Source organism: Bradyrhizobium sp. (genome assembly GCF_016462955.1).
Classification (GTDB): Bacteria; Pseudomonadota; Alphaproteobacteria; order Rhizobiales; family Xanthobacteraceae; genus Bradyrhizobium.
In genome coordinates, this window is record NZ_JAEMSD010000874.1 from 1 (window position 1) to 1,617 (window position 1,617).

1 protein-coding gene and 1 pseudogene are annotated in these 1,617 nt (G+C 65.5%); both read right to left on the reverse strand.

What is annotated here, in order from left to right; all coding sequences use genetic code 11:
* Window positions 1-1,364, reverse strand: a 1,364-nt coding sequence (locus JHD07_RS39425) for an ABC transporter transmembrane domain-containing protein (protein WP_291632035.1), incomplete at its 3' end; no start/stop codon positions are given.
* A gap of 82 nt (window positions 1,365-1,446) precedes the next feature.
* Window positions 1,447-1,617: pseudogene (locus JHD07_RS39430) on the reverse strand (nitrate ABC transporter substrate-binding protein); the annotation flags it as partial.

Below are 1,617 nucleotides of genomic sequence, written 5' to 3' on the forward strand. Positions count from 1 at the left end.
GCCTGCGCGCGCTCGGCCGCCTTGCGCATCTCGGCTTCGGTCGCGTGCGGCTTGCCGACGCGCAGATTTTCCGCGATCGACCGGTTGAACAGCAGCGCTTCCTGGAACACCACGCCGATGTTCCGCCGCAGGGAGGCCAGCGTCACCCCGCGCAGGTCCATGCCGTCGATCTTGATGACGCCCGATTGCGGATCGAAGGCGCGGTGCAACAGCGCAATCGCGGTCGACTTGCCGGCGCCCGTCGGGCCGACCAGTGCAATGGTCTGGCCGGGCAGCGCGGTGAAGGTGAGGTCCTCGATCGCCGGCCGCTTGCCGTCATAGGAGAACGTGACGTCGTTGAACTCGACGAGGCCCGACAGCCTTCCGGCATCGATCGCGTCGGGCCGGTCGTGCACCGCGGGTACGGCGTCGAGCACGTTGAAGAACTCGCGCAGGCGCGGGGCTTCCATGAACACGTTGTTGATGAAGCTCACGACCTGCTCGAGCTTCTGGATCAGCATCGTCGCGAAGCTCACGAACATCACGATCTCGCCGACGGATGTCAGCCCCTGGCCGTGCAGCGCGATGCCGAAGGTGAAGATCGCCAGCACCGTGATGGTGGTCGAGGCACGCGTGATCACCGTCACCAGCGCCCACCAGGACAGCACCGGCATCTGCGCGGCGAGCAGCTCGTCGGCGACGGAGCGCAGCCCCTTGACCTCGGATTCGACGCGCACGAAGCTTTGCACCAGCGCGACGTTGCCGAGCGCATCCGAAGCGCGCGCGGAGAGTTCGCTGTAGCGCTCCTCGACCTCCATCTGCATGCCGAAGGTCTTGCGCACCACGAAGGTCGTCAGCGCGGTGAAGACGATGCAGAGCACGAATAGCAGGATCGCGAGCCGCCAGTTCAAATAGAGCGACAACGGCAGCAGCACCACGACCGAGAGGATCGCGGCAAAGTGCTCGCGGAAGAAGCCGAGCCACAGCCGCCACAGCGCATCAGTGCCGTTGAGCATCACCTTCATCAGCCGGCCCGAATGAGTGCCGGAGTGAAACGTCAACGGCAGTTGCAGGATGTGCTCGAAATAATCGGTCAGCACCGCCTGGCGCTGGCGGTGCGAAAGCCGGTCTGCCTGCAAGGCCACCACCGCGCTGCACGCGATGGTGAAGAGCCCGAACGCGACCCAGGCGGCCAGGAACGGCCAGGCCGAGTTGGAGCCTGCTACCGTCTTGCCCGAGAGTACGTCGATGATCCGGCCGAACAGCACGGGCTCGGCGAATTGCGAGCCTGCGAGCAGCAGATTGGCGACCGCGAGCAGCCAGCCCAGCCGCGCCTCCTTGCCGAGCAGCTCGATGACGCGGGTGTAGAGACGGAGGATGGACATGCGGACGAGGAATCGGTGGACAATGGAGCCCTTAGTCTAAGCAGGGATCGCGGCCGGATACAGCGGAAGCTTTTGGTTTTGCTCAGTTGAGCAGCCGCTCCCCGACCGGCGGCAGGAATTGCCCGTCGAAGACATCGCGCGCGACCGGGCGTTTGCGGAATTTGAAGTCCTGCGCGATCTGGCCGATCGAGCGCTCGAGGCGCGCCGGGTCGATGCCGCCGAGGCCATTGCGCCTGACCTCGTCGGTCAGGAT